The sequence below is a fragment of the Nocardia sp. NPDC050799 genome (genome assembly GCF_040654015.1).
In the GTDB taxonomy this organism is placed as follows: Bacteria; Actinomycetota; Actinomycetes; order Mycobacteriales; family Mycobacteriaceae; genus Nocardia.
Genome location: NZ_JBFAHF010000015.1, coordinates 61768 through 80474 on the forward strand (window position 1 = coordinate 61768; position 18707 = coordinate 80474).

The following is an 18707-nucleotide window of genomic DNA, read 5'->3' on the forward strand; positions in this document are numbered from 1 at the left end:
GCCGAACGGGAAGCCGTCGAGTCGGTACCCACCGGCCTCTTCATCGACGGCCGCACCCGCGACACCGCGAAGACCCTGCCCGTCCTGGATCCGGCGACCGGACAGCGGCTGTGCGAGGTCGCCGACGCCACCCCCGAGGACGGTCTGGCCGCGCTGGACGCCGCGGCGGCCGCCCAGGCCGGCTGGGCGCGCACCGCGCCCCGTGAGCGCAGCGAGATCCTCATGCGCGCCCATCGGCTACTGCTCGACGACGCCGACCGCCTCGCCCTGATCGCGACACTCGAAATGGGTAAACCGCTGGCGGAAGCCCGCGGCGAGATCACCTACGCCGCGGAGTTCTTCCGCTGGTTCGCCGAGGAGGCCGTGCGCCTCGACGGTGGATACATGCCCGCGCCCGGCGGCGGCTCCCGGTTCCTGGTCACCAGGCAGCCCGTCGGGCCGAGCCTGCTCATCACCCCCTGGAACTTCCCGATGGCCATGGGCGCCCGCAAGATCGGGCCCGCCCTCGCCGCCGGCTGCACCAGCGTGGTCAAACCCGCCGAACAGACCCCGCTGTGCACTCTGGCGCTGGCGCGGGTCCTGCACGAGGCCGGTGTGCCGGCCGGGGTGGTGAACGTGGTGACCACCTCGGATCCGGGCGCCCTGATGACACCGCTCATCCACGACCCGCGCTCGCGCAAACTGTCCTTCACCGGCTCGACCGCGGTGGGCAAGAAACTGCTCGAGCAGTGCGCGCGCACCGTCATGCGAACCTCGATGGAACTGGGCGGCAACGCACCGTTCCTCGTCTTCGACGACGCCGACCTGGACGCGGCGGTCGACGGGGCGATGGCGGCGAAGATGCGCAATATCGGGCAGGCGTGCACCGCGGCGAACCGGTTCCTCGTCCAGCGCGGGGTGGCCGCCGAATTCGCGGAGCGGCTGGCCGCGCGTATGGGCGAGCTGCCGCTGGGCCGCGGCACCGAACCCGGGGTCGTCGTGGGCCCGCTGATCGATACCGACGCGGTGACCAAGGTGACCGAACTGGTCGCCGACGCCCGGGCCCGCGGCGCCCGCGTACTGCTGGGCGGTGACCCGCTCGACGGTCCGGGGAACTTCTATCCCGCCACCGTCCTGGTGGATGTGCCCGACGAGGCACAGATCTGCCATACCGAGGTGTTCGGGCCGGTCGCGAGTATCGCGACCTTCGATACCGAGGACGAGGCCGTCGCCCGCGCCAACGACACCCCGTATGGTCTGGTGAGCTATGTCTACACCGAAGGTCTGCGGCGCGGGCTGCGGATCAGCGAAGCGCTCGACACCGGAATGGTCGGCCTGAACCAGGGTGTCGTATCCAATCCGGCCGCGCCGTTCGGCGGGGTGAAAGAATCCGGTCTCGGCCGCGAGGGCGGCCTGGTCGGCATCGACGAGTTCCTCGAGATCAAATACATCGGAGTGCCACTGTGACTTCCTATCGGATCGCGACGATCCCGGGCGACGGTATCGGCGTCGACGTGACCGCCGAGGCGACGAAAGTTCTCGACCGGGTGCTGCCCGGCATCGAATGGACCGAATTCGACTGGTCCTGCGAGAACTACCTGCGCACCGGCGCGATGATGCCCGCCGACGGACCGGAGCGGCTCGCCGGGTTCGACGCGATCCTGCTGGGCGCCGTCGGTTTCCCCGGGGTACCCGACCACATCTCGCTGTGGGGTCTGCTCATCCCGCTGCGCCGGGCCTTCGGCCAATACGTCAATCTGCGCCCGGTGCGGCTGCTGCCCGGCACCACCTCGGCGCTGCGCGACCGCACCGCCGCCGATCTGGACCTGCTCATCGTGCGCGAGAACTCCGAGGGTGAGTACTCCGAGATCGGCGGCCGGCACAATCCCGGCCGGCCGGACGAATTCGTCCTGCAGGAATCCGTTTTCACCCGGGTCGGCTGCGAACGGATCATCCGGTACGCCTTCGACCGGGCCACCGAACGCGCGGGCCGCGTCTGCTCGGCCACGAAATCGAACGGTCTCATTCACTCCATGCCCTATTGGGACGAGATCTTCGAACGGATCGCCGCGGAATACCCGGCCGTGCAGACCCGGCAGATGCACGTCGACGCGCTGGCCGCCGAGATCGTGCTGCATCCCGACCGGCTCGATGTGATCGTCGGCTCCAACCTCTTCGGCGATATCCTCTCCGATCTCGCCGCCGCCGTCACCGGCGGACTGGGGCTGGCGCCCTCGGGCAATATCAACCCGGCCCGGGACGCGCCGTCGATGTTCGAGGCGGTCCACGGTAGCGCCCCCGATATCGCGGGTCAGGGCATCGCCAACCCGGTGGCGCAGATCCTGGCGGGCGCCATGCTGCTCGATCATCTGGGCGAGCACGTCGCGGCGGCGGCGGTCGACCGGGCGGTCACCGATGTCCTCGGCAACGGCGGGCCGCGCACGCCCGATCTCGGCGGCACGGCCACCACCACCGAGGTCGGCGCCGAGATCGCCGACCGGGCCTCGGCGCTGCTGCACGCCTGAGCGGCCGGCCGGGCCGATGCCGTCCATACCGGCCCCGGCCCGGCCGGGCTGCCCTGTCCCCGATGAAGCCGGCCGCGGCGCGCCGGCCACGAGGAGCGGTAGTCGGTGGGCGCAATCGTCACAGCACCACCGCGACCCGGACAATGTCCGGGTCGCGGCATCAGGTTGACACCGGGCCCTACTGCACGATGGGTATACACGCAGTGCGGTCGGTGCCCGATAGAGTCGGTCGCCATGAGTGTGTGCACGGCGTCGACCGGCCGAGGGACGCGGCGGCCACCCGGCGGCGGTTCGATCCGGTTCCCCGCGGCATCCGGGAATCCCGTTGCCGATCGGGCGCGGCCCGGAGAGGCGCGCGGGTCCGTGGCGATCGGCGGGGGCGCGGCGTGACGATCCTGGTCTGTCCCGACAGTTTCAAAGGCACCTACACCGCCGCCGAGGTCGCCGACGCCATCGCCGGCGGCGTCGAGGGAACAGGCGCGACCGCGGTGCGCCTCCCGGTCGCCGACGGCGGTGAAGGTACCCTCGCCGCCCTCACCGGGCCGCTGGGACTCCACCCGGTGACGGTCGCGGCACGCAATCCGTGGGGTGTCCCCGGTGCGGCCACCTTCGGGCTGTCCGACGACGGCATCGCGGTGATCGAGATCGCCGCGGCCAGCGGTATCACCACCGCGCACAACGGTCCGCGCGATCCGGTCGCCGCGAATACCTACGGCACCGGCATGCTCATCGCGGCGGCGGTGCGGCGCGGAGCGTGGCGGATCGTGGTCGCCGCGGGCGGATCGGCCACCACCGACGGGGGTATGGGAGCGATCGCGGCCATCGAGGACTCCGGCGGTCTCGGCGGGGCTGCGATCACTGTGCTCACCGATGTCACCACCCGCTATGTGGAGGCCGCCCGGGTGTTCGGACCGCAGAAGGGCGCCGACCCGGCCACCGTCGAACTGCTGACCCGGCGACTCGCCGACACCGCGCGCACCCTGCCCCGCGATCCGTCCGGGGTCGACGCGACCGGAGCCGCCGGGGGATTCTCCGGCGGCATGTGGGCACAGTACGGGGCCGAATTGCGCTCCGGCGCGGAGTACGTGCTCGACAGCGCGGGATTCGACACCCTCGCCGCACAGGTGGGCACCATCGTCGTCGGCGAAGGGCGACTCGACGGGCAGACGCGGGCCGGCAAGATCATTTCGGCGATTCTCGGGCGGGCCGGCGACACCCCGGTGTACGCGGTGGTGGGCTCCGTCGGGGACGATCTGGGTGACTACCGGTCCCGTTTCGCCGAGGTCATCGTGGCCTCTGATACCGAGGCCATGCGGGCGGCCGGGCGGCGGATCGGCACCGCCGCGCCCTGACGGCACGGACGAACCCGAGCCGGCCGCGGAGTCCCGCCTCTACAGCATCCGATCGTCATCCGGCCCACCGGGGACAGCTCGATATCGACGCCCTGCACACAGCCGTCGATGACGGAATGGGCGGGCGCGGACCGTCGCCGGACCAGCGGTCAGCCGGCGGTACCGACCTCCGGTGGGAAGCCGCCCGTGGCGATCGGCCCCCAGCGCTCGATATCGATGCGGATGAGCGATTTGCCCTGTCGTGCCATCGCCGCCCGGTATTCGTCCCAGTCCGGGTGCTCACCGGCGATACCGCGGTAGTAGTCGACCAGACCGTCGAGCGCCTCGGGCATATCGAGTATCTCGGCCCGGCCGTCCACCTGCACATAGGCGTCGTCGAACTCGTCGGAGAGGACACAGAGCGACACCTGCGGTTCACGGCGGATATTGCGGGTCTTGGCCCGGCCCGGGTAGGTGGATACGACGATCCGGCCCTGTGAATCCAGCCCACAGGTCACCGGTGACATCTGGGGGCGGCCGTCGGCGCGGGTGGTGACCAGCACGCCGTGATGGCGCGAACCCAGGAATGCCAGCAGGTCGGGCTTGTCGACGATGGAGGCGGTCGCGATACGCGGCATGGAGACCTTTCGGGACGGATCGGTACTCGGGCGGTGCCCTCGCAGCATAATCACCCGTCGCGGTCACGATGTCGACCGTCGCCGGGCAGCGGTGCACCTGGGCATCACGTCCATCGTCGGCCGAGGCCGCAGCACACCACCGAGGGAGCGCCGAACGGGCGCAGCCCGGCCGGGACACGTGGATTCCCGCTCCGCCCGCTGATTCGCCAGGCCCGCGGCGGGTATCGCGGTCAGCGGCCGAAAACGCCTCGCGGCACCGGCCCCGGCACCCGCGACAGGAGCACGATCATCATGCGCGCCACCGACCCACAGCGTCCCTTTCCGGAACCGCATCCGGCGCCGGATCCCGACCCCACGCCCCCGCTGCCCGCTCCCCCGCCCGAACCGCGGCCCCGAGAGCCGCAACCGCCGGTTCCCGGCCCCGCGCCGGAACCACAGCCGCCCGTCCCGGGCCCGCCGCCGGTCCCACCCGAACCCGGGCCCTTACCGGGGCCGGCACCGGATCGCCCACCCCTCCCGGACCCCGGGCACCCGGTCCCGCCGCCCCCTTTCCCGGCCGGATGAATCGGATAGGACCGGCCACGCGCCCGTGATTCAACCGCCGCCGAGCGGGTATTCGGGCCAACGTCCCTGGTCGTAGGCTCGACAGGAAGGACATGACCATGGTCGCCGGACACAACGATCCCAATAAGAGTCACCCCGCAAGTGAGCATCGTTTCCCCGACGACGCACGGACCACCCGTTCGCACGCCGGAGAAACCATCCAAGACACCCGCAACTGGCCGGGCATCATCCTCGGTGCCATCGGCATCGTCCTGGTGGCGCTGACCCTCACCGCCGCCGGTTACGGCTTCGCCGGCTGGGCGGTCATCGCCGGGATCCTCGGCGTGATCTGCCTGATCGCCGGCGGGCTGATCGTGGTCGCCGAGCACCGGCGCATCAAGCTCGAGGAAGGCGCGACCCTGCGTGAGCCACGGGGCCACTGAGCGCCGCCGATGTGCCGGCCGCGCCGGGTATCGACGACCGTCTGTCCCGCGGTGGCTATCTGTCCCGGGCCGAGGAGCTGATGGCCGACGCCGTGGGCGCACCGGCCCGGGACGACTCGGTGGTTGAAGTCGCCGGACCCGGGTAGGCGCGAAGGTATGGAACTACTCGTCATCCTCGCGATTGCGATACTGGTCGCCGTGGTGGTCGGGTTCCGGTGGTTGAAGGGGCAGGGTCCGAGTACCCGCGACGCTCCGGATAACGAAGGCAACCCGCACCGCGACAACGAGTGACTCCGCGGTCTCACCACGATGCCCGGCCGGTGGCCCCAAGCGGGGCACCCCACTCGGCGACACCAAGCCCGCCGCCGGGTGGGGCGCCGGGGGCTGGTGGGCGGTGGCGGCGATACCCGAATCAGGCAGCTGGCCGGGTCCCGGGCCTGGGGTCATTCATAGCTGTCGTCATGAAGTCCGCCGAGATAGGCGATCGCTCCCAGGCATTGAGGGCACAGCGGTGTGTGACCGCTGTGTGCCGCGCGTACCCGTAACGTTTCGTCCAGGGAACCGAACGCCGGATCGACGGCACAGTCACCGCCGAGGTCCGAGCCGGGCGTGGTGTGGATGCCCGCGCCGGGGCCGGTGCCCTCGGCGAGCGGTCCGCCCCGGTGCGGGCGAGTCGCGTGGAGGGCGATGAGTTGGTGAACGGCCAGTGAGTTCACGATCATCCCCGAGCGGTGTGGCGCGAAGGAAGGGCGACGGCCGGGCAGGAGCGGAAGGTGACCGGGAGCCGGGTCAAGGCCCGGTGGAACGGGCCGGGCCGCCACACCAGGTCGCCGCGCGGGACCGCGAGCGCCATATCGGGGACCGCGTCGAGGAGTTGATCGATCGCGTCCTGCACGATCTGATACGCCAGGGTGCGGGCCGGGCAGGCATGCGGGCCCGTGCTCCAGGACAGGTGAGAGCGGTTGCCGGTGTGGTCGCCGTCGGTGATTCGCGGGTCGGTGTTGGCGGCGGCGAGGCTGATCAGCACGGGTTGGTGGGCGGGAAGCCAGGTGTCGCCGATGAGGACGGGGGTGCGGGGGTAGGTGGTGCAGAAATTCGCGATCGGCGGGTCGTGGAACAGCACCTCGTCGAGGGCGTCACGGGTGGACAGACTCCCGCCGATCAGTCCGCCGCCGAACCGCTCGTCGGTCATCATCAGTAACAGGGTGTTGGTGATCAGATTCGGTTGCGCTTCGCCGCCGGCTCCGTAGAAGCTCAGCAACTGGGCGAGCACTTCCCCGTCGTCGAGGCGGCGGGGGTGGGCGAGCAGGCGTGAGGTGGCGTCGTCGCCCGGACGGTCGCGTTTGAGCCGGATCAGTTCTGTCAGCGCGGTCCGCAGCAGACCCATCCCCGCGACGGCGTCGACGGTGTCGAAACGCGCAGCCGTGCCGGCGATGATTCGCGCCCCTATGTCGGGCGGACATCCCATGATTCGGTTGAGGACAGCGACGACGAGGGGGCGCGCGTAGTCTCCCACCAGCTCGGCGGTCCCGGACTCGCAGAAACCGTTGATCAGCGGGGCCGCCAGTTCTTCGACGACTGTGTGCATGGCGTGGCCGTCGACGGCGTCGATGCTGTCTTTCGACGCCTGCCGGTACCGCTGGTGGTCGGGCCCGGTGCTGTAGCGGGCGGCGGGATGCCAGCGCATCATCGGCAGTACCGGTGAATCCGCGGGCACGGTGGTCTGCCAGGTGCGGGGGTCGGTGGGGAAATGCTCGGTATCGTGCAGGATCCGGACCGCGGTCTGGTAGCCGAGTACCAGGGTTGCCGGCACCCCGGGGGCGAGTGCGATGGGTGCGAGATCACCGAATTCCGTGCGCATTTCGTGGTAGATCCGGTGCGGGTCGGCAGCGAATTCCGGGGTGTGGACGGGCACGCGCGCTTCCGTGGAAACCTCGGGTGCGGTGTGCGCGACCGGGCACGAGCCGAGGTGATCGGTGCGGGGATAGGAGATCGATGGTGGAGTCGACATGTTCCATTTCTTCGAAAGAGGCGGGAGACAACTGAGAAGTGGGCTCCGAGGCCCGAATGAGGGGCAGCGACGACCTCGAAGAGTTCGTCGTCGTCGCCGAGTCGAGTCCCCGAATGCACCGGAGGCAGCCCATCTGCTCCCGGTGGGTGTCGGGGAAGCTGTTCGCCGGCGACTTCCGGCTGATCAGGACAGGGTGTCGCGCAGCGTCGCGAACGCCGTGTTCTCCTCGGTGAGGAGACAGTGGGCGCCGATATAGCCGTCGGGCCGGATAAGGCAGACGGCGTCCCCGCCGGGTGTGCCGTAACGGTCGTGGATCCGGCGGCTGTCGGCCGTGATGGCACCGGCCGGGCCGGGCCCGTGATACCCGGGAGGGGTGACGACCACCGGTTCCACCCGGGCGCCGAATCGGTGACGAACACGCGTGAGCAGCGCCGAGATATTCGCGGCATCGTGCGGGTCGCGATGGGCCACCACCAGGGTGTGCCCGCCGTGGCGCAACCGTTCGTGCAGGCGCAGCCGAGCAGTGATCTCCACGTCGGAGGCACGGTCTCCCACCACCAAACCTTCCGACAGCCGCTGCGAGGGTGATCCGGTGCCGAGCGCGCTCCCGTATCGGTAGGCGATGCCGGAGATCCGAGCCACCGCCTGCTCGGTGAACCCGGGTTCGCGAGCGATCGCGAGCCGTTCGGCGACCGGGCGGCCGTGGTCCATCAGCACCGAATGCAGTTCGTGGGTACCGGCGATCACCTGCTCGGCGATCGGACGCCGCTCCGCCTCGTAGCTGTCCAGCAGCGACTCTCGGGTGTGGCCGTGCACCACGGCGGCGAGTTTCCAACCGAGGTTGAACGCGTCCTGCATCGAGGTGTTCATCCCCTGCCCACCCGCCGGGGACCGCTCGTGACCGGCGTCCCCGCAGACGAAGATCCGGCCGTTGCGATACCGGGAGGTGAGCCGCCGTCGCGTCCGGAACACCGTCGTCCATTCCGGGGAACCCAACCGCACCGCACCACCGAAATGCTCGTCGAGGACCTTCTGGAACGCCGCGGCCGAAGCGTCGATATTGCGGGCGTCGCCGGGTTCGCTGATCAATACCCGCCACACACCACCGGGCAATGCTGTCGTCAGCAGCATGTGATCGCGGGTGATGCGGTAGTCGATACCGCCGACCTCCACCGGGAAACCCGGTGACTGCCGCCGAAGCGGCACGTCCATCATCCGCATCGCCGTCCCCACATACTCCGCGCGGCCGACCTGCGCACCCGAATAATCGGCGACGGTGCTGTGCACGCCGTCGCAACCGACCAGCCAGTCGGGGTGCACGGTTCCGGTCTCACCACTGTTCGTGTCCCGCACGATGGCGGTGACTCCGCCGTCCGGGTCCGTGGTCACCGAAACCAGCTCGGTGTGCCAGTCGATGGCCCCGCCGAGCGCGGTGAAATGCCGGCGCAGGATCTCCTCGGTATCGCACTGGCCGATCGTGCGGAAATACGGGTATCGGCTGTCGAGACCGGTGAAATCCAGCCGCACCTTCTCCGGGAAACCCGCGAACCGGTAGTCCATCCACTCCCCGCGCAAACCCCTCTCCTGGAACTCGTCGACGATCCCCGCCTGTTCCAGCAACTCCAGAGTGCGGGTGTGCACTGTGAACGACCGCGACGTCGTCACGGGGGTGGTGAGCCTGTCGATCAACCGGATACCGACGCCACGACGCAGTAACTCGATACCGAGGGTGAGCCCGGTCGGACCGGCGCCCACGATGAGAACCGGACTACGCGAAGAAGACATGACTGATCACCCTCCGAACAGATCGAAATCGATAAATGTCGCGAGCCCAGGCGCGTCACCGCCTGAACCCGGGCCGACGGCTGGGAGAGAGCACGGGTGACATCGGTGGCACACGCGCAGAAGTAAGAAACCGAGGTTGCAGAAGCCTGCGCTCAGCCGGGATGTATCCGGGGCGGAGCCGGTAGAGGCTTGTGGCCGACTGCACCGAGGATCAACCGTTCCTCGGGCCACCGCGGACGAGTAGGCGGTCCCGCCGGCCACCAGTCAGTGAGCCCGACCAGACCGGGCTCAACGAGTTCCAGCCCGCCGAAGTATTCGAGCTGCTGTTCCCGAGTGCGGTACCAACCCGAACCCACACTCATCTCGGTAAACGCCCGCTCCAACCGTTTCGCGAGTGCGTGCAGTGCGGGATCCTCGTCGCCCGGGTCCCAGAAACTGGTGATCGCCACGAACGAGCCGTCCGCGAGCCGATCGGTATAGCCGCGCACAACTCCGGCCGGATCGATACGGTCATCGACGTGGTGCAGCACTCCGCACACGATGAGACCGATGGGCCGGCCCGGATCCAGGTACCGGGTCACACCCTGGTTCTCCAGCAAGGTGCCGTCTTCGAGAAGATCGCCACAGAGGTAGTGAGTGTTCGGGTTCTGCTCCAGCAACGCCCGCCCGTGCGCACAACACAGCGGATCGTTGTCGACGTACACCACCTGGGCGTCCCTGTTCTCCTGCTGGGCGACTTGATGGGTATTGCAGACAGTCGGCAACCCCGCACCGATATCGAGAAACTGATCGATCCCGGCCGGTCCCGCCAGGTATCGCACCACTCGATGCAGCCACCGCCGGTTCAGTCGCGACACCTCACGCTGACCGGGTGCGACCCCGAGAATTGCTTCGAACGCAGCTCGGTCGACCGGGTAATTGTCCTTACCATCGAGGCTGTAGTCGTAGACCCGGGCGATACTGGCCCGGGTTGTGTCCACACCGACCGGCCTACATACACCAATCTTTGGCGTCGCGATGTGTGCGCTCATACGAATGGGTCTCCCCAGCAACGGGTACACAGATGCACCCAACAGCTCGTGGCATCACGGCTGGAACCCACCTTGGACCGTTCGTCATCGTCTGACCCGTGGCCGTCCAGTCCGGTTCTCAGCGGGCAGGGAGAAGGGCCGAAGCTCTTTGCGTGCCATGCCATGTCATTTCCTGCTCAGTCGTTGGTAGGCCGTTCAGGGCTGGTTGAGCGGGCGACCCCCCAGCTCGAGCGGCCCGTGAACTTCTGCCCCGGCTGTCAGCTCAGACGCTAGAAGGCCAACGAGTGCACGAGCCACGAACTTGCCCAAATTTGTCCAAGTTCGGCTGTTTTCCTGTGAAGTTTGGCCCAATCGATGAAAGATGAGGATGCGCAGATCACCAGTGCAGAACGCGAGAAAGGGCGCGACACAATGCAGCTCAGGTTCCTCGGCAGAGGTGGTTCACAGGTGAACGACTGCCCGACCCTGTACGCCACCGACCAGGGCAGTTACGTAGCGACAGGCTGGCGCACCGGCACATCAGAGACAATCGAGATTCCGCACCTATTGACGGGTTTCGCCGAACCGCACACGTTTATCGGGACCGCGCTGACCGACACGGGACGGGGTACGTTCACCCTCAGCGGTCGGCCGATTACGGACGACAAGACGTTGAGTCAACTCGACCTCGCGGACGACGAGGCGGCAATCGAGGTACCCAAGAGCAAAAGGACCTTCTACGGTGTATCTGCGGCAAGGTGACTGGTCTGACCTGTTCCGCGAGTGCCGCAGTGAAGCGTTCCATCTCGAAGTCAGAGATGACTACGCGGTACCCGTGGAGTCCGAACCGTTCCGGCGGTTTCTGAACAATGAGCCCGATGACTACGAGTGGTTTCGAGACTGGGAAGCGCTTGTCGAGGAGTTGACCGGCCGGGGTGTCAGGGTGAGCCGGATTCGGGTAGTTACTGTGCCGCACACCGACTACCAGAGGTGGAGTCTCGTCGTCGCCTTTCGCAACGTCGAGGCGGGTGAAGATATCCGTTATTTACCACGCCATCTCGCCGGGGAGGTACCGACGGACGATTGGTGGCTTATAGATAATGAGCGGGTGGCGTTCAATCTGGTTAACCGACAACTCAAGTCGGCCGGCGTGGCTCTGACGACAGATCCTCGCATCGTCGAGTACTGTCAAGGCGTCAGACAACGGCTCTGGAAGTTGGCCACACCTCATGCTGAATATGCAGCCCGTGAAGCGTCGTAGATGGTGAAGTGACCGGTAACGTTCAGGAAGCGAGAGAAGCCCTCGGACAACGACTCAGGGAGCTGCGCCGCGCCACCGGAATGTCCGGGCGCGACCTCGCCGAACGTGCAGGGTGGCATGAATCCAAGGTATCGAAGCTGGAATACGGCAGACGACCCCCCTCCGAGGCCGATCTCCGAGCCTACTGCAACATCCTGGGCGCGGAGCCTGAACTGCCGGAACTGATCACCACGCTTCGAAATATCGACAGTGCCCACGTCGAGTGGCGGCGCGTCCTGAGCGGAGGCACAAAAAGTGGGCAGAACAAGCTGGCGAAGCTTGCCGGACAGACCCGACTGATGAGGATCTACCAACCCTACGTAATACCCGGACTTCTCCAGACCGCAGAATATGCCGAAGAAATCTTACGGCAGGCAATCGAATTTTATCGAATACCAGATGATCTTGATGAAGGCGTTTCGAAACGGCTTGAAAGACAAAAACTACTCTACCGGGGAGAGTGCAGGTTTCATATTCTTATCGGCGAACAAGCTCTTTCCACGGGTGTGGCTTGCCACGATGTGATGGCAGGGCAATTGGACCGACTACTGGCGGTGATCGGATTGCCCCGCGTGCTGTTGGGTATAGTACCGGCTCACGCCTACTGTCCAGCCCCTGCCATGAACTTCGTCATGTACGATCGCCGCGTTGTCGTGGTAGAAGGCGTCACCGCGGAACTGAAGATCAATCAGGCGCGGGAAATAGATATCTACCACCGATCATTCAATTCTCTGGCCAGCCAGTCGATGACCGGCGAAGCGGCGCGAACGCTGATCAGAAACGCGATCGAAAAACAACGCGAGGAACAACCATAAAGCAACAGCACCCGTTCGGCGCGTCTACGGCGCTCGAGCAGCAGTTTCAGAGAATACGATTACTGCCGCAATTTCGGCACCGCGATGTCGGTCGTGCCGACCCGATGTCGAAGTCGCGGTGACGGTAGCCGTACGGCTGTTGATGTGCTCCGGGCTGCACTCCGCCGCTGGTGACATAAGTCTGCGATGGTTCCTGTGGCGCTTCCGAAGACAGTCGACTCATTCAGGCGCTGTCGTGGCGATGTGACCCCGTCGGCCTCACCGGCGTCGACCGCGGCCTTACGCACCCATTTGCGCAGGGTCTCCGTGGTCATCCCCAACCGCGCGGAGACCGCTTTCATCGCGGCCCACTCACTGTCGTAGTCGTCACGGTGATCGACGACCAGCCGGACAGCCTTGGCCCTGGTCGCTTCGTCGTACTTCGCAGGCATGATTCGCCCATCCTTCCCAAGAAAGAAGGTGAGCACCAGACCCGGGGTGGTTCACGGTAAACCGGAGCACGGATACGCCGTGGGTCGATCCGGGGCGGCCACGGTGGCACCACGATAATCGGTTCCGACGCTGTGATCCGTTGCAATACTGTGGTTTATGCCGAATCAGGTATCGGGTCCGGCACGGTGATCGGACACCACACGCTGCTGCGCACCGGCGTATTTGTCGGTAACGATACACAACTCGGGCACCACCTCTGCATCGAACGCGCTTCCCGGATCGGGAGCCAGGTGCGGTGCTCACCCGGCTCACACATCACCAGCTCCACACGACTGGCCGACCGGGTATTCCTGGGCGCCGGTGTGCGCACCATCGACGACAAGACTCTGACCTGGCGAGACCCACATCGCCAACCGATACTGCTTGCACCCCGCTTCGATACCGGCGCCAAGGTAGGAACTGGATCGGTGATACTGGCCGGTGTCACCATCGGCGCCGACGCCCTTGTAGGAGCGGGGTCACTGGTCACCCGCGACATCCCACCTCGAGCCCTGGCCTACGGCCACCCCGCCGAAGTGCACGGGGAGGCACCGTGAACACCATCAGCCTGCCGGAGGTCATCGACACCTGGCTTCAGCCCCTGCAGTCTGTGCTCGACCCTCACCATCGCACCGGCTGGAAGCAATTGATCGTCCTCGCTCGTGCACTCGATGAACTGGTCGAAAGCTACCCGTTGACCGCGACGCTGGGATCTGAAGACCGTAGGTACCGGCTGCTGGCCATCCGCAGCGGACTCGCCCGCCGCGAGGTCCTCGACACCGGCGACCAGTCGCCGCTGTTCAGGTGCTCGCACAGTTCCTTTGCGACTACCGCGATATCGACCTGCGTGACGCCACGGGCCTGGGCCACGGGGCCCTCATCGCCCGCCACGCCGGACCGGAAGCCCGCGGGCAGTGGATCCCTCGACTCCTCTCGGGTGAACTGGCAGGGATCGCGATCACCGAACCACACGGCGGGTCCAACCCTGCCGCCGCCCGCACCTGCGCAACCTCCATCGCAGGAGGCAGATGGCTGGTCACAGGCCACAAAACTTGGATAAGTCGCCTCAGCGAAGCGGCGCTGTTCGTGCTGTTCTTCCGCGCGCCGGACGGCTACCTGGCAGCCGCTGTGGTCGACGCTGCGGAACCCGGGCTGCACCGCCATACGTTCCCTCCTGCGGGCTTGGCCGGGTGGAGTTGGGGCACCCTCGATCTCCGGGCGGTCCCGATCCAGCCCGGGAACGTTCTGAGAGGCGACGGAATGGCCCTGCTCCGCGAACACTTCGCCCACTATCGGCCACTGGTCACCGCCACCGCGCTGGGCGGCGCCGCCGCGGTGTTCGACACCGTGGTCACCGCTCTCGCCGACCGACGCGATACAGGTGACATCACGCGAGTGCGGGACTCGGCGCTCATAACAATCGGCCGAGGGCACGCCCAGATCGTCACGGCCCTGCTTGCAGCCGCCAGCGCGGCCGACCTCGCCGCATCCGGCTATCAGCATGCCGAACGGTGGAGCGCCGAGACAAAAGCCCATGGTATCGATGCAGCCAACCTGGCCCTCAAAGACCTCTCCCTACTGTTGGGCGCCGCCGGGTTCCGCGCCGACAGCCAGGTTGCGAAGACTCGCCGGGACCTGGGCGGCCTGATGTACGCCGACGGCATCCACGACAGCCTCTATCTCGCAGCCGGCAAACAGCACATGACCGGCGAGACAATCCGGGGAGCTGCCGCCAATCGGTTGCCTGAGTCCGCATGACCCAGGACCACCCGCACGAAGGAGTATTCATCAGGTAAGGCGTCGGCCCTGCTCACACAACACAGTGGCACCCTCTTGGGCAGCGGACAGCGCAGCAGCAAGCCGATCGGCGAGCAACGGCTTCACCCGCTCGGCAGCTTCCTGCAAGGTGTGAAAGCCGGCGGACAAGATCTCACCCTCGCGAAAAGTCATACCGGCGACGTCGCGCTCAGCCATGACACCACCGTCGAAGACGAACACGACACCTTCGGGTCGATGATCTTGTGGACGCACATAGTCCACCACCAGCAACCGTTCCACCGAAGTACGCCAACTCAGCTCTTCGAATACCTCACGCCGCGCCGTCTCCCACGGCGACCCATCGGCCTCCACAGCACCACCGGGAATCTCCCAGTTCGGCTTGTAAGACGGCTCGACCAACAGCACTCGACCCTTCCCGTCGCGGAACAACACCCCCGCCGCCATCCGCTTACGGACCAGACCCGCGATGTACTGCTCCATCGGCAGCACACCGGCAGAAAGGGGATCTCCGGAATCCGACGCGGTCACCTGCGGCAGCCTACCGGCGCACCGGATACTCACGGGTGGTGTCGGGCTGTTCCCACGCACGCGGGGGGCGCCCATATGCGTGTCTCGGCCACTGGTCGCCCCGGACCGAGCGCGGGCGCCGCCTTCGGGCCGACAAGCGCGGAGGCGGGCTGGTTAGAGTGGCCGGAATGAGTGATGGCCACGACCCGCGAACGATATTGGCGAGTGCGGGATACACCATCGAAGACTGGTCACCTGTCACCACCGGCGAGTCGGGCGCCACAGTCTTTCGCGACGCGGACGCCACCCGATACGCCAAATGCGTTCCGGCCGCGGAGGCCGCCGTGCTGAAGGCAGAGCACGACCGAGTGGAGTGGCTGGCCGACCAGGACGTGCCGGGCCCACGGGTGCTCGACTGGCACTCCGGCGAGGCGGGAGCACTGCTGGTGACCGGTGCCGTCCCCGGCGTTTCCGCGGATCGACTCTCGGCTACGGACCTCCGCGCGGCCTGGGAACATATCGCCGGCACGGTGCGCGGGCTGCACGAACTACCGGCGCAACGCTGCCCGTACGACCGCGGCCTGGAGACGATGGTCGCCGTGGCGCGTGACGTCGTCGGCCGGAATGCCGTGAACCCGGAGTTTCTCCCCGTCGAGCAGCAGCACACGCCGGCCGCGGAACTGCTGGCCCGCCTCGAACCCGAGATCGCGCGGATGCGCGCCCAGGAGGCTGCGGACACGGTCGTCTGTCACGGCGACCTGTGCCTGCCCAATATCGTCGTGGACCGGGAAACGCTGAAGGTGTCCGGATTCATCGATCTGGGCCGTCTCGGGTCCGCCGATCGCTATGCCGATCTGGCGCTCCTGCTCGCCAACGCGCGGGAAACCTGGGAGAACGAGGAGCAGGCACTGACCGCCGACACGCTGTTCGCGGCCGGGTACGGCCTCGACCTGGACCGCGAGCGCTTGGACTTCTACCTGCACCTCGACCCCCTCACCTGGGGATGAGGAAGAGCCGGACCGGACCGCGTAAGTAGCGATCTCACCGGTCCCGGCGCACGGATGTTCAGGCCATATCCCACAGCAGGCGGTAGTAATCGATGCGCTCGGGGTCCGGCGCGACCCCGTACGCCTCGTACAGGATCCCGTCGTATCCCGGGCCGTAATTCCACTCCGTGCTCCATGCCGCGACCGCGAGGTCGGCCCATCGGTCGCCCACCCCCAGCGAGCCGAGATCCACATGCGCGGCGAACCCGCCGTCGTCGTGCAACAACGTGTTCGGAACGCACGCGTCACCGTGACAGACGACGAGGCGGTCGATCGCGGGCGGATCGCCGATCCGTGCCCGGGCTTCCATGACGTTCAGATGCCGGTACTCGGGCGACCGGTCCGCCGGTCCCTCCCCTTCGGCGATACGCTCATCGGCGCGCACGAGTCGTGTTCCGACACTCCACTCGAACGGGCATCGGTCGAGAGGTAGGCGCTCGTGCAGCCGGCGCAACCCTGCCCCGATCGCGGCCGCCGCCGTCGTCGGTTCCGCGATCCACCGAGGCTCCACCGCGGAGCGTCCGGCGACTTCCGCCGTAACCAACCAGGCGCCCTGCTCGTCGGCCCCGTGCTCGAGGACCCGGGGGACGGTCACCCACTGCTGCGCCCAAGTCAGCCGCTCCGCCTCGCCGCGCAGATCGATCTCCGGTGTGCCCGCGGCAACCCACTTGGCATACCTGACCACCTCGCCCTCGAGACGAAACGTCAGACCTCCGAGCTCGTTACGCCACACCGGGGTTATCGTGTCGGCACCGGCGAGCGCCTCGACCACCTCGGGCACATCCACGGGACCGATCGGAATCTCAGCGGTAACAGGACGGCTCATCGTGTGATCGTCTCTTCTGTCCCACGCAGGTGACAAATGAGTCGAAGCGCAGCGGCCAGTGCGGCAGATCATCGCCACCGCACTTCGGGAAATCATGGGTGAGGACCGACAAACCGCGGATGAAAAGCAAGCCGGTCCACCCGGCGTCTGAAACCCAACGACCCCGCCGGCCGGGCCCGTCGGTCACCCCTCGACAGGTCGATTGTTTCTTCCGCGGACGGCCCGTGACCGCGAAATGCTCGGCGTATGCGGGATCAGGACTCCGACCGATCGGTCGGGATCGGTCCGCGTGGGCGTCGCGGCGAGGGCGATGCCATCGCGGATTCCCCCCGTCGGGCAGCCCGCCACCATCGCTGTCCGGAGTCCACGGCACGCCGGACCCTGCGCACGGCGGATACCTGTGTGAGCAGGTGTAGCTGATATCGCCACGGCACCTGCGGCCCGTGCCGGGCCGCCATCGCATAGGCGAACTGTACGGCGCTACGGTCGAGATACCGGTCGGCGTGTTCGAACCAGTTCATACTGGCCCGGGCGGCGGCCTGGATCGGGCGCAGTGCGGCGCGCCGCTGGGCATCGTAATTCTCCAGCGCATCGGCGACCTCGGCATACTGGTACAGATTCTGTGCGAGCGCGACGGCGTCGACGATAGCCAACCGGGTCCCGGAACCGATGGTGAAGTGGGTCGTGTGCGCCGCGTCGCCGAGCAACACGACATTGTCGTGATACCAGGTCTTGTTGGTCACCTCGGGAAAGCGGCTCCATTTCGCGAACTCGCCTCGTGCCTTGCTGATCAACGAATGACCGCCGAGAACGCGCGCGAAGATGTTCTCCAGAACACGCACCGTTTCCGGATCGTCCAGGGAGTCGAATCCCAGTCCATGCCAAGTGTGCGGTTGGCACTCGACGATGCAGGTGCTGATCTTCCCGGCAACCGACGGGTAGGCATGGAACCAGATCCAACCGGCCGAGGTGTGTTCGAAGGCGAAGGTGAATCGGGTGAAGACCTCGTCCGTACCGAGCCAGATATATCGATTCTCGCCGAGTGTGACCGACGTACCGAAACAATCATCACCCAGCTGTCGTACCCGGCTGTTCGCGCCGTCGGAGGCGACGATGAGATCGGTGTCGTCGAATCCGGACAGATCGTGGACCTCTCGCCCGTACCGGACATCGACGCCGAGATCGCTCGCCCGACGGGAAAGTACGTCGAGCAACGCCGCGCGCCCCATGCTGAACCCGTAACCCCCGAAATGTGCAATCCGGTGGTCGCCCAAGTGAATTGCCTGTTCACGCCATACGACCGACTCGGCACGCACCGCCCGGGCGCTCTCGGGGTCGTTCCGGTACAGGATGTCGAGCAGGTCGTCCCAGTACACAACGCCCCAGCCATAGGTGGCCCCGGGGGGATCGCGGTCGATCACCGTGATGGCATGGGCCGGGTCGCGCCGCTTCATCGAAATGGCAAAGTACAACCCGGCCGGCCCGCCACCGACGCATACGATCTTCATCTCGTTACCAGCTCCAGTCCGGCTGGTCGCACCTCACTTCACATGATCGGTTACTGGATGTCACCGAGCCCGGCACGATGCGCGTCGCCGGGCACGGTCACCGGCGTCAGAAGCTGCCCCAGCCACCCCAGCCAGGACTCCAACCCCAGCCCCAGCCATTTCCCCAACCCCAGCCATTACCCCAACCCCA

At 67.0% G+C, this 18707-nt stretch carries 21 protein-coding genes and 1 pseudogene; 13 read left to right on the forward strand and 9 right to left on the reverse strand.

Annotated elements, in window-relative coordinates; genetic code table 11:
- Positions 1-42: 42 nt before the first annotated feature.
- From AB0H42_RS17425 to AB0H42_RS17435, 3 genes are all read left to right on the forward strand, one after another.
- Positions 43-1446, forward strand: coding sequence for an NAD-dependent succinate-semialdehyde dehydrogenase (locus tag AB0H42_RS17425; protein ID WP_357056993.1), 1404 nt, complete (start codon positions 43-45; stop codon positions 1444-1446).
- A complete protein-coding gene (locus AB0H42_RS17430) occupies positions 1443-2504 on the forward strand; it encodes a tartrate dehydrogenase (protein WP_357056707.1) in 1062 nt (353 codons plus the stop codon). Before AB0H42_RS17425 ends, AB0H42_RS17430 begins: the two co-directional genes overlap by 4 nt.
- A 386-nt stretch (positions 2505-2890) precedes the next feature.
- Positions 2891-3856 carry a glycerate kinase gene (locus AB0H42_RS17435; protein ID WP_357056710.1) on the forward strand — a complete coding sequence of 322 codons (966 nt, stop codon included), beginning with the start codon at positions 2891-2893 and terminating at the stop codon, positions 3854-3856.
- Between the two features lie 149 nt (positions 3857-4005).
- Here AB0H42_RS17435 and AB0H42_RS17440 read toward each other — a convergent pair whose 3' ends face one another.
- The gene (locus AB0H42_RS17440; RefSeq protein ID WP_357056713.1) at positions 4006-4473 is read right to left on the reverse strand and encodes a PPOX class F420-dependent oxidoreductase; all 468 of its coding nucleotides are present in this window, start codon (positions 4471-4473) and stop codon (positions 4006-4008) included.
- A gap of 662 nt (positions 4474-5135) precedes the next feature.
- Between AB0H42_RS17440 and AB0H42_RS17445 the strand changes: the two genes are divergently transcribed.
- The 3 genes from AB0H42_RS17445 to AB0H42_RS17455 are packed head-to-tail and all read left to right on the forward strand — an operon-like array spanning position 5136 to position 5750.
- Positions 5136-5459, forward strand: coding sequence for a hypothetical protein (locus AB0H42_RS17445; RefSeq protein ID WP_357056996.1), 324 nt, complete (start codon positions 5136-5138; stop codon positions 5457-5459).
- 11 nt (positions 5460-5470) lie between these two features.
- Positions 5471-5605, forward strand: a complete 135-nt coding sequence (locus tag AB0H42_RS17450; RefSeq protein WP_357056716.1) for a hypothetical protein — start codon at positions 5471-5473, stop codon at positions 5603-5605.
- 10 nt (positions 5606-5615) lie between these two features.
- On the forward strand, positions 5616-5750 hold the full coding sequence (locus AB0H42_RS17455; RefSeq protein ID WP_357056719.1) for a hypothetical protein: 135 nt from the start codon (positions 5616-5618) through the stop codon (positions 5748-5750).
- Positions 5751-5902: 152 nt separating this feature from the next.
- Here AB0H42_RS17455 and AB0H42_RS17460 read toward each other — a convergent pair whose 3' ends face one another.
- From AB0H42_RS17460 to AB0H42_RS17475, 4 genes are all read right to left on the reverse strand, one after another.
- Complete coding sequence (locus AB0H42_RS17460; protein WP_357056722.1) at positions 5903-6175, reverse strand: hypothetical protein; 273 nt, start codon at positions 6173-6175, stop codon at positions 5903-5905.
- Between the two features lie 2 nt (positions 6176-6177).
- Positions 6178-7470 (reverse strand): cytochrome P450, encoded by a 1293-nt coding sequence (locus AB0H42_RS17465; RefSeq protein WP_357056724.1) that lies wholly within the window; start codon positions 7468-7470, stop codon positions 6178-6180.
- Positions 7471-7653: 183 nt separating this feature from the next.
- On the reverse strand, positions 7654-9255 hold the full coding sequence (locus AB0H42_RS17470; RefSeq protein WP_357056727.1) for an FAD-dependent monooxygenase: 1602 nt from the start codon (positions 9253-9255) through the stop codon (positions 7654-7656).
- A gap of 152 nt (positions 9256-9407) precedes the next feature.
- A complete protein-coding gene (locus tag AB0H42_RS17475; RefSeq protein WP_357056730.1) occupies positions 9408-10235 on the reverse strand; it encodes an SAM-dependent methyltransferase in 828 nt (275 codons plus the stop codon).
- A gap of 405 nt (positions 10236-10640) precedes the next feature.
- On the opposite strand from AB0H42_RS17475, the gene AB0H42_RS17480 reads away from it, so the two are divergent.
- Genes AB0H42_RS17480 through AB0H42_RS17490 form a run of 3 tightly spaced genes read left to right on the forward strand, consistent with a single transcriptional unit; the run spans position 10641 to position 12380 of the window.
- Positions 10641-11027 (forward strand): hypothetical protein, encoded by a 387-nt coding sequence (locus AB0H42_RS17480; protein ID WP_357056733.1) that lies wholly within the window; start codon positions 10641-10643, stop codon positions 11025-11027.
- Positions 11008-11526 carry a DUF6879 family protein gene (locus tag AB0H42_RS17485; protein WP_357056736.1) on the forward strand — a complete coding sequence of 173 codons (519 nt, stop codon included), beginning with the start codon at positions 11008-11010 and terminating at the stop codon, positions 11524-11526. Before AB0H42_RS17480 ends, AB0H42_RS17485 begins: the two co-directional genes overlap by 20 nt.
- Positions 11527-11534: 8 nt before the next feature.
- Positions 11535-12380 carry a helix-turn-helix transcriptional regulator gene (locus AB0H42_RS17490; protein ID WP_357056739.1) on the forward strand — a complete coding sequence of 282 codons (846 nt, stop codon included), beginning with the start codon at positions 11535-11537 and terminating at the stop codon, positions 12378-12380.
- Between the two features lie 239 nt (positions 12381-12619).
- Here the strand turns inward: AB0H42_RS17490 and AB0H42_RS17495 are convergent.
- Positions 12620-12811: pseudogene (locus tag AB0H42_RS17495) on the reverse strand (IS3 family transposase); the annotation flags it as partial.
- A 150-nt stretch (positions 12812-12961) separates the two neighbouring features.
- Here AB0H42_RS17495 and AB0H42_RS17500 point away from each other — a divergent pair.
- From AB0H42_RS17500 to AB0H42_RS17510, 3 genes are read left to right on the forward strand one after another with little or no spacing between them, the layout of a single operon-like run.
- Complete coding sequence (locus AB0H42_RS17500; RefSeq protein WP_357056742.1) at positions 12962-13408, forward strand: hypothetical protein; 447 nt, start codon at positions 12962-12964, stop codon at positions 13406-13408.
- The gene (locus tag AB0H42_RS17505; protein ID WP_357057019.1) at positions 13405-13911 is read left to right on the forward strand and encodes a hypothetical protein; all 507 of its coding nucleotides are present in this window, start codon (positions 13405-13407) and stop codon (positions 13909-13911) included. Before AB0H42_RS17500 ends, AB0H42_RS17505 begins: the two co-directional genes overlap by 4 nt.
- Positions 13809-14609, forward strand: a complete 801-nt coding sequence (locus tag AB0H42_RS17510) for an acyl-CoA dehydrogenase family protein (protein WP_357056999.1) — start codon at positions 13809-13811, stop codon at positions 14607-14609. The genes AB0H42_RS17505 and AB0H42_RS17510 overlap by 103 nt, the downstream gene beginning before the upstream one ends.
- A 30-nt stretch (positions 14610-14639) precedes the next feature.
- Here AB0H42_RS17510 and AB0H42_RS17515 read toward each other — a convergent pair whose 3' ends face one another.
- A complete protein-coding gene (locus tag AB0H42_RS17515) occupies positions 14640-15158 on the reverse strand; it encodes an NUDIX hydrolase (RefSeq protein ID WP_357056745.1) in 519 nt (172 codons plus the stop codon).
- A gap of 167 nt (positions 15159-15325) precedes the next feature.
- Here AB0H42_RS17515 and AB0H42_RS17520 point away from each other — a divergent pair, with 167 nt between their 5' ends.
- Positions 15326-16144 carry an APH(3'') family aminoglycoside O-phosphotransferase gene (locus AB0H42_RS17520; RefSeq protein WP_357056749.1) on the forward strand — a complete coding sequence of 273 codons (819 nt, stop codon included), beginning with the start codon at positions 15326-15328 and terminating at the stop codon, positions 16142-16144.
- Between the two features lie 58 nt (positions 16145-16202).
- Here AB0H42_RS17520 and AB0H42_RS17525 read toward each other — a convergent pair whose 3' ends face one another.
- Both AB0H42_RS17525 and AB0H42_RS17530 read right to left on the reverse strand, forming a co-directional pair.
- The gene (locus tag AB0H42_RS17525; RefSeq protein WP_357056752.1) at positions 16203-17009 is read right to left on the reverse strand and encodes an aminoglycoside 3'-phosphotransferase; all 807 of its coding nucleotides are present in this window, start codon (positions 17007-17009) and stop codon (positions 16203-16205) included.
- Between the two features lie 254 nt (positions 17010-17263).
- Positions 17264-18517 (reverse strand): FAD-dependent monooxygenase, encoded by a 1254-nt coding sequence (locus AB0H42_RS17530; protein ID WP_357056754.1) that lies wholly within the window; start codon positions 18515-18517, stop codon positions 17264-17266.
- Positions 18518-18707: the final 190 nt, after the last annotated feature.